Annotated in this window: 8 protein-coding genes and 2 pseudogenes; all 10 read left to right on the top strand. The window is 41.4% G+C overall.

The genetic code is table 11. The annotated features are described in order from the left end of the window. Positions 1 to 126: pseudogene (locus ACGF49_RS23775) on the top strand (ISAs1 family transposase); the annotation flags it as partial. Positions 127 to 165: 39 nt separating this feature from the next. Then, positions 166 to 1,305, top strand: a pseudogene (locus ACGF49_RS23770) (aspartate aminotransferase family protein); the annotation flags it as partial. Beyond that, positions 1,295 to 1,792: a GNAT family N-acetyltransferase gene (locus tag ACGF49_RS23765; protein WP_113044334.1), complete on the top strand. Its 498-nt coding sequence runs from the start codon at positions 1,295 to 1,297 to the stop codon at positions 1,790 to 1,792. The pseudogene ACGF49_RS23770 and the gene ACGF49_RS23765, both read left to right, overlap by 11 nt. Positions 1,793 to 1,803: 11 nt before the next feature. After that, complete coding sequence (locus ACGF49_RS23760; protein ID WP_113044333.1) at positions 1,804 to 2,286, top strand: adenylyltransferase/cytidyltransferase family protein; 483 nt, start codon at positions 1,804 to 1,806, stop codon at positions 2,284 to 2,286. Between the two features lie 25 nt (positions 2,287 to 2,311). Beyond that, positions 2,312 to 2,977 (top strand): HAD hydrolase-like protein, encoded by a 666-nt coding sequence (locus ACGF49_RS23755; protein WP_113044332.1) that lies wholly within the window; start codon positions 2,312 to 2,314, stop codon positions 2,975 to 2,977. 9 nt (positions 2,978 to 2,986) lie between these two features. Further along, the gene (locus ACGF49_RS23750; protein ID WP_113044331.1) at positions 2,987 to 4,030 is read left to right on the top strand and encodes an NAD(P)-dependent oxidoreductase; all 1,044 of its coding nucleotides are present in this window, start codon (positions 2,987 to 2,989) and stop codon (positions 4,028 to 4,030) included. Beyond that, entirely contained in the window at positions 4,030 to 5,010 is a 981-nt protein-coding gene (locus ACGF49_RS23745) for a hypothetical protein (protein ID WP_271859796.1), read from the top strand. Before ACGF49_RS23750 ends, ACGF49_RS23745 begins: the two co-directional genes overlap by 1 nt. Further along, a complete protein-coding gene (locus tag ACGF49_RS23740; RefSeq protein ID WP_271859795.1) occupies positions 5,007 to 6,296 on the top strand; it encodes a glycosyl hydrolase family 65 protein in 1,290 nt (429 codons plus the stop codon). Before ACGF49_RS23745 ends, ACGF49_RS23740 begins: the two co-directional genes overlap by 4 nt. Then, on the top strand, positions 6,280 to 7,494 hold the full coding sequence (locus tag ACGF49_RS23735) for an MFS transporter (RefSeq protein WP_113044330.1): 1,215 nt from the start codon (positions 6,280 to 6,282) through the stop codon (positions 7,492 to 7,494). The genes ACGF49_RS23740 and ACGF49_RS23735 overlap by 17 nt, the downstream gene beginning before the upstream one ends. 11 nt (positions 7,495 to 7,505) lie before the next feature. Further along, positions 7,506 to 7,994 carry a DegT/DnrJ/EryC1/StrS family aminotransferase gene (locus tag ACGF49_RS23730; RefSeq protein WP_387493080.1) on the top strand — a complete coding sequence of 163 codons (489 nt, stop codon included), beginning with the start codon at positions 7,506 to 7,508 and terminating at the stop codon, positions 7,992 to 7,994. Positions 7,995 to 8,055 lie beyond the last annotated feature (61 nt).

Genomic DNA, 8,055 nt, shown 5'->3' with positions numbered 1-8,055 from the left:
TTAAACATGCTGAAAAAAGAAACGAGTCAATTAAGCATTAAAGCGAAGCGTAGACGAATATGGATGAAAACCCAATTTTTGGAGCGAGTATTACAGGCGGGTTTTGCTAATATGAGTGATATTTAATCATTCATGCGGTTGCCCTGATGTTTTCTTGGTCATGATAGCTCTGTTATACGAAAGGCCATTACTCATGCACTATCACGTGGTTTTCTTCAACAATATGAAACTGAAGAACATCAATTGTTGAGTGAACGCTTCTGCTCTACGGTACCGTGCGCAGAAAAATTACGTCTTGTAAATTCAGGGCTAGAAGCCACTATGTATGCGACTCGAATAGCTCGAGCCGCAACAGGTAAACGCATTATTTTTAAATTTGAAGGCCACTTTCATGGCTTAAATGACACTCTTACATGGAATATAGATTCCTCTCCACGAAGTGGTGTTGTTTTTGCAAATGGTGAGCTAGAACGTCTTGAAGGTACTACCGGTATTCCTGCCGAATTAGGTCAATTAACTGTGCCATTGCCATGGAATGACCTAAATGCAGTGCAGAAAGCATTTGAAACATATTCTGGTGATGTGGCTGGCATTATTCTAGAACCAGTGGCTCTGAATATCGGTTGTATCAAACCTGATGAGGGATTTCTGCAAAACCTGCGTGCACTTGCGACAAAGCATAAAGCATTACTTATCTTTGACGAAGTGTTAACAGGATTTAGGGCAAATATTGGTGGTGCTCAAAAAGATTATGATGTCATTCCGGATATAGCGACTTATGGTAAGGCATTTGGTGCTGGAATGCCGATAGCTGGAATTGCTGGTAAAGCTGAATATATGGATATGATCGCTCCGCGTGGGCCTGTACAGATAAGTGGCACAAATACGGGAAGATATCTATCGGTTTCGGCAGCTTTGACAGTTATCGAGCACTTAGAAGATGGAATCCTCTATCAACATGTTGCAAATTTAGAAAGCCAACTCATAAAAAATATGAAAGAAATTTTTAAGCAACACAATATTCCCTGTCATATTGATGGCTATGGAGGAAGAGTTGGTGTTCATATCGGGTCTTTAGTACGCCCAAAGACAATGAAAGATATAGAAAATACCTACCCTGTGAAATTCGCACATAAATTATTCCGCTTGTTGTCAACAGAATATAAGTTATACGGATTTCTATTACCTCTAACATATTGCCCAGAACCCGTGACGTTATCTGCTTTGCATACTGCCGAAATGATCGATAGCGCATGTGATCGGTTGGATTCTGCTCTGACTAGGCTGGAATACCATGACAATTAAAAGCACGCGCACAATTCTTATTCGACGTTTTAACATCTCTGATATGGAAGCGGTTCTTAAACTCATAGCACAAATTGGTTCAGAGGATGACCTAACCCAATCTGCGAGTATTCAATTCATACGTGAATTGGAAAACCCGCATCAAGAGGAGATTCGGTTTGTTGCAACTGAAGGTGAGGCGGTTATCGGAACAATGGGGTGTAGTTTGGGAGCAATACCATCAAAGTATGTTCTTTGGGCTGATTGGTTGGTTGTTGATCAAAATTATCGTCGATACGGTGTTGCTTCGTTGCTCTATAGCGAAATTGAGGCATTCGCATTAAGTCTTAGGAAAAAATACCTTTGTCTAGATATTGGTAACATTGACAAAGAACGTGCTGCATATCTCTTTCATCTTCGTAATGGATTCCAAATAGTCGGGCAAATACCAGATTATTGGGGGAAATCTGAACATCTAAACATAATGGCAAAATATCTTATTTCATAGGAGGCATTGACATGACCGTTTTGAACAGCGTCACCGAGTTAAAAGCTCTTGCTGAAAGCTACCAAAAAGATGGCCTGACAATTGGATTGTGTCACGGATGCTTTGATATCGTCCATATTGGTCACATACACCATTTACGACAAGCCAATTTACTGGTTGATCGTCTTTTCGTGTCAATTACCGCTGATAAGTATGTCAACAAAGGTTCTGAGCGTCCCATTTTTTCTGATTATCATCGTGCCAAATTTATGGCATCGATTCGCTACTGCCATCATGTAATAGTGAGTGATTCACCTACCGCCGAACATATCCTCTCCGCTCTTCGTCCTCATGTGTTTTTTAAAGGTGCGGATTACGGCACTAGTACGGATTTAAGACTGAATGCAGAACGAATATTTGTTGAAAGCAATGGAGGGCGTATAGCTTTCACTGATGACAAGGTAATGGATTCAACTTCTCGTATCGCAAACATAATTATGGGCAAGAGTATGTAAAACTCTTAAAAATAGTGGAGCAAAAATGCAAACACTTCTATTGATTGATCTTGATGGGACACTCATTGATACTCCGCATTACGAAGCCTGGCGTAACGCTGCTCATCAGTTCGGGCTGACGGAGCTTACTCATGAAGAATATCTTGCCAATATCGCAGGACGACCTCGATTAGAAGGTGCTTCACGCCTTTTGGATTTAAAAAAGGCTGGATTGCTTTCGGGCCTGGATAGATTAAACAACGGCAACATAAGTATGCTTGCGGAAATCAAACAGGCTGAATTTCTTAGGCTTTCTGTATACGCCCGACTTTTCGATGACGCAGTACGACTTTTAAAGCGAGTAGAATTGTCGTCTCAAGAGGTTAAATTTTATACAGCCTCACAAAATGCATCTTCCCTATTTGACGATATGCTACGTAAGGAAAGCATAATACTCAATCAACAAAGCATAGTAAGGCAAAAACAAGATCAGACTCGAGAGGAGTTGTTTTTGTCTCTCATTGAAGAACGTACCCCAAAAGAGGTCACGCTTATTGATGATTCTCCACATTCTATTGACGTAGCCTGTAATCTTGGAATCCAAGCTTATCAGATACATCGCAATGAACTCCTTCCCATGGCTACCGACCAACGCGCTTTTATTATTCCATCCCTTAATGACATCTCTATTCCGATTGTCGAAATAATATAAGGAAATGATATGCAAGCTAAATATGAAACAATTCTTGTAACTGGTGGAGCAGGATATATAGGTTCGCGACTGGTACCTAAAATATTGTCTGCAGGCTATAAAGTTAGAGTATTGGATGCCCAATTCTTTCCTAACGGACTTAGTTTCTTTCTTGATCATCCCCATCTGGAATTAGTTAAGGGGGATATTCGTGATAAAACTATTGTTGAAGATTCATTACGGGGAGTAACAACAGTAGTACACCTTGCTGCGGTAGCCAATGACCCTAGTTTTAACTCAGATCCGGAAGTCAGTCGATCTATAAATATCGCTTGTCTTCCTTATCTCATGATAAGTGCCAAGAATCTGGGGTGTCGGCGTTTTATCTACGCATCATCAGCGAGTGTTTACGGTATAAATGATCAACCTATCGTCGACGAAAGTCAGCCTTGTGTTCCTATCACGGACTATAACCGATATAAATCAGAAGGCGAGGAGGTTCTTTTCGGTCTAACAAGCCCAAATTTTGAAACCATTGCAGTGAGGGCAGCAACAGTTTGCGGTTGGTCTCCCAGACAACGTTTAGATTTGACTGTAAATATTCTGACTGCTAGTGCACTTTCACAAGGAAAAATTACCGTTTTTGGTGGGAATCAATACCGGCCTAATGTCCATATTTGCGATTTAACTCGCCTGTATGCAACACTTGTTCAACGTAATTCTCTTGGTTCAGTCAGTGGGAGTGCCATTAACGTCGGTTATGAAAACCATACTGTGAGCGATATAGCATTGCAGGTGAAAGATGTTGTTGATCGCTATTTCAATACCAATGTACCTATTGCTACAACAGCTTCTAATGACACAAGATCTTACCGATTAGACTCTCGTTTAGTACAAAATGAACTGGATTTTCAATTTGTTTATACAATTCGGGATGCTGTTTTGGAAATATGTGAGAAATGGCAATCGGGTTGGTTTATTAATAGCACAAATGTTCTTACAGATCCTTGCTACCATAATATGCTGAATATGAAATACACAGATTGGTCTTTCAATGTATCAAGGAGTCTTTGATGCTGACCATCACTTATGGAAGAAAAGAAGAAAATATATCTGAAGTCGGCCCTGATTCGTCAGCATTTATTTCATGTGTGACAACATTAGCTAATAGTTTTATGGGACTGCGACCACACGTACCAAAAGCATCTGAACGAGCTCAGCGGGTTCAGCTACTTATGGACAAGGTATATACATCAGGTGTTGGGGTTTCACGTGAAATAGTATCACTGCCAGCACCAAAAATTCTCCGGCTTTATGATGTCGAAACTGGTGAACCAGTAATTCACAAAAATGGTCGAGCCGCGAAAATTATTTTATCTCTCGATACAGCATTTGTTACCAGCACTGAATATTTGTGCGTAAGAGGAGGAGAATTCGAGTTAATCATAAGGCAGTTTATTGATATTCCCAATAAGCTTGAAGTCTCAACTGTTATTGAATTACGTCAATTAAATACTGAAATTGGTCTACGGAGATTACGGTTGGATTACGGGCTTGATATTTCTGCTGGTAACGAATACCTCGGCACGGCTCCTTGGCTAGTTGCTCGTCATTATGATATTAATCAATGTTATTCCAATAAAGATGGTTTTAGCGCGATAATCACAACTAAAGAACAAAAATTGCACTATGATGTTCAATTATTCTCTGCCAGATACGCAAACACATGGTCATGTTTAGGACAGAGTTGTGCAACATCCGTAACCTTCGACTTTTCCCAGAATGAACATCATTCTATATTTATACATTGGAAGGTACGTTCAGAGGATTGCAGTGTAGGACTTGAGATATCCCCAGTGCCATTTAACTTCATCTCCTCCCAGAATGAGCATCGAGCAAGGTGGAATAAATTATGGGAAGAGCATGATGTGACAATCAATGCGTCCGATAAACCCATTGAACTCGGTATTAAATATGCACTTTTCCAACTTTTACAGCATGGTATTGGTGCATATAACCATGAGTCGGGTTTTATTTCACCAGCTCGGGGTTGACTAGCCCTTATCATTCAGGAGCGACTTTTTTTGATACTGAACTCCATAAATGTATATTTTGGGCTTGGAATGACCCACGTGTAGCAAAAGCATTCATTGACTACCGATACCATAGTATGGAAAAAGCGATTGAATTTGCAAAAGCCACAGGATTTTTTGGGGCGCGTTTTCCAGAGGCTTCTAATGATCATGGCGCTGAAAACGGACCTCACTATGTCCTTTCCTATCCTGATGCTGATATCGTGCGTGAGTGGAGTGTCGATGAAGTATTACACATTTCTGCTGATGTCTGCTACTCCCTATACAGATACTGGTCTGTAACCTACGATGATGCTTATATGAACACTCGTGGTTATAAAATAGTTGCAGAATGTGCAAGATTTGCTGCATCTGTATTTAAATGGTCCGATAAAAAACAGGCATATGTTATTAACTCAGTAATGGGACCTGATGAATATCATTATCATGTAGACAATAGTTTTTTTACAAACTATCTTTTCAGATGGTGCATAAAATTTGCACTTTCGCTAATTAGCTACAAATGCTTCCCCGAGATTTCTGCAAACGAGATTAAGAATTGGAAAACAATTAGTGAAAATGTCTATCTTCCTTGGATGGTTATTGATGGCGTTTCCATTCCGGAAGAATTCGATGGGTATGCAATTCTTCAAGATACTGAGTTAAGAAACGAAAAAAAACATGGGCCGCAGTTCATAAATGAACATGAACGGTATTCTGCCGAAAAGCTGCAAAATTTCACATCCAAAATCATAAAACAGGCTGATGTTGTTCTGCTTATGTCTTTATTCCCCGATGATTTCTCTGATGAAGTCAAGCGAGTAGCATTCAACTTCTATGAGCCCCGTACTGTTCATGAATCATCACTCAGTTATGGCCCTCATGCCGTGCTTGCTGCGGATATAGGTAAGATAGATGTCTGTGCCGATTTTATATCACGCGCAAGTCGATATAATCTGGATTTCACCCCTATATTAAATTACAACAATGGATTACATCTTTCAGCTTACGCAGGTGCATGGCAAGGGCTTGTTGAAGGCTTAGCCGGGCTACGTGTCGCAGAGAAAAGACTTTATTTTCGCCCCCGGTTACCATCCGACTGGGATTCCTATCGGTTCATGCTTTATTTTTGTGGGCAACGACTTATGGTCAGTGTACTTGCAGATGGCATCATTGACATCTACTGTGGAGGGAAGAAACTCGCTACCGAATGTTGTCCAGATGGACGTATCTATATCTGCGGAGAAACAAATGACTTCATTCGCTGAACGAGTATCGCCTTATTCCGAGGCATTACGCTCCTCATCATTCCGGAAATTGCTTATTGGTCAAGGCTTGTCAATGATTGGTGATGCAGTCTGTTTAGCTGCCCTTCCTGTTGCGTTGATTCATGCCAAACTTAGTGGGGAGGTTTTTGGTGTCGTCATGGCTGCGGTGGGATTAGGGACAGTCATTGGGGCTGTCGCTGGAGGTCTGCTAGCAGACAGAAAGTCACCAAAACACATTCTCATTGCGACAGATACTGCCAGGGGGTTGGCGCAAGTTGCTGCAACTATGTTACTTGTGTTAAACGCCCCGTGGTGGGGATTAGTACTTGCCTATTTAATATTTGGTATTGGCATTGGTGTCTCTCGCCCATGTGCTCAAGTTCTGCTTGTAAACTTGCTACCCAAGCAAGCCTTAGTGGCAGGAAATGGAGCCATGAATTTTGTAGATAACTTTGTGGCAGTAGTTTTTCCTGCCACAGTAGGAGTTATGATCATATTGTGGGAACCAGCATGGGGAATACTGGTTGATGGCATTACGTTTTTCGCAGCAGCTCTTTTTACTGCCCTGATACCCGATATAGGGATTCGTGGTTCCGATGATAAATTCTCTATACGTGAGGTATTGAACGGTATCACAGTCATTACTGGTAACTCTGTATTGTTACTCGGATTTATCGCGACATTGATCCTGAATGTGTTGTGTTTCCCTATTTTCTTAGTCATTGCTCCATACGCAATCAGTGATCGATTCAGTGATACAATGTGGGGGTTTTGTCTGGCAGCTTCGGGAGCTGGTGCATGTATTGGATCTGTTATCACAGTACTTACTGCTGGTCACCAACGTCTAATAAGACTTGCCGTGATCTGTGGTTTATTTCTCTGTAGCGCAATGCTTTTATTGGGCATGGGGGGCTTCTCTTGGATGGTCATTCTGGGGGCAATGTTTGTTGGGATTGTTGAAGCATCCTGGCTCACTGGTTGGACTACTGCTATGCAAACCCTCTCTCCGGAAAAAGACCTTGGAAAAGTTGTAGCGGTAGATACTTTTGTTACCAGTGGTGCACACCCATTCATTTATCTTGGAGCAGGAATTATCGGTGCGGCAGTGGGATATTCTGAAACACTAACATTGACTGCAATCGTCAGTGCTATTGGAATCACTGCCATCGCACTTTCTGCTATCACTCGAAAAATTTAAAAGGCAATAGCATGATTAAATGTAACAATATTCAAGAGCAGGCTATCGATTTGTCCGAACTAATTTTCAAGCAATGGCAAAATGTTTTGACAACCGGTGATTTTGTGCTTGGTGAAGAGGTTTCAAGATTAGAAAAATGGATGTCACAATGTTGTGGAGGAGCACATGCCATCGCACTCAATTCTGGTACAGATGCTTTGCTACTTGCATTGCAAGCTTTAGGTATAGGTTCGGGTGATGAAGTTATTACTTGTGCTAATACGTTTATAGCAACAGTTGGGGCAATAGTTGCTGTTGGCGCTAAACCAATCCTAGCTGATATTGGAGAGGATGAACTCATTAATGTTGACACCATTGCTCCTCTGATTACTGAACGAACAAAGGCTGTTATACCCGTTTATTTGCGCGGACGCCCCGTAGATATTGCTCCGATTGTCACGCTGTGCCATATGCTGTCTCTTGATCAGATCTCCAAATCAACTGATTTAGCCAGCAAATAGCCGTCTATCAGGGTTTGCAGCCGAAACCAACCTTCCCAAAGTCGTTCCCATCCGACTCGAC

The organism is Photorhabdus sp. RM96S (genome assembly GCF_042879335.1).
Classification (GTDB): domain Bacteria; phylum Pseudomonadota; class Gammaproteobacteria; order Enterobacterales; family Enterobacteriaceae; genus Photorhabdus; species Photorhabdus kayaii.
The sequence above is the reverse complement of the archived record's forward strand: the minus strand, read 5'-3'. Positions and strand labels throughout refer to the sequence as shown.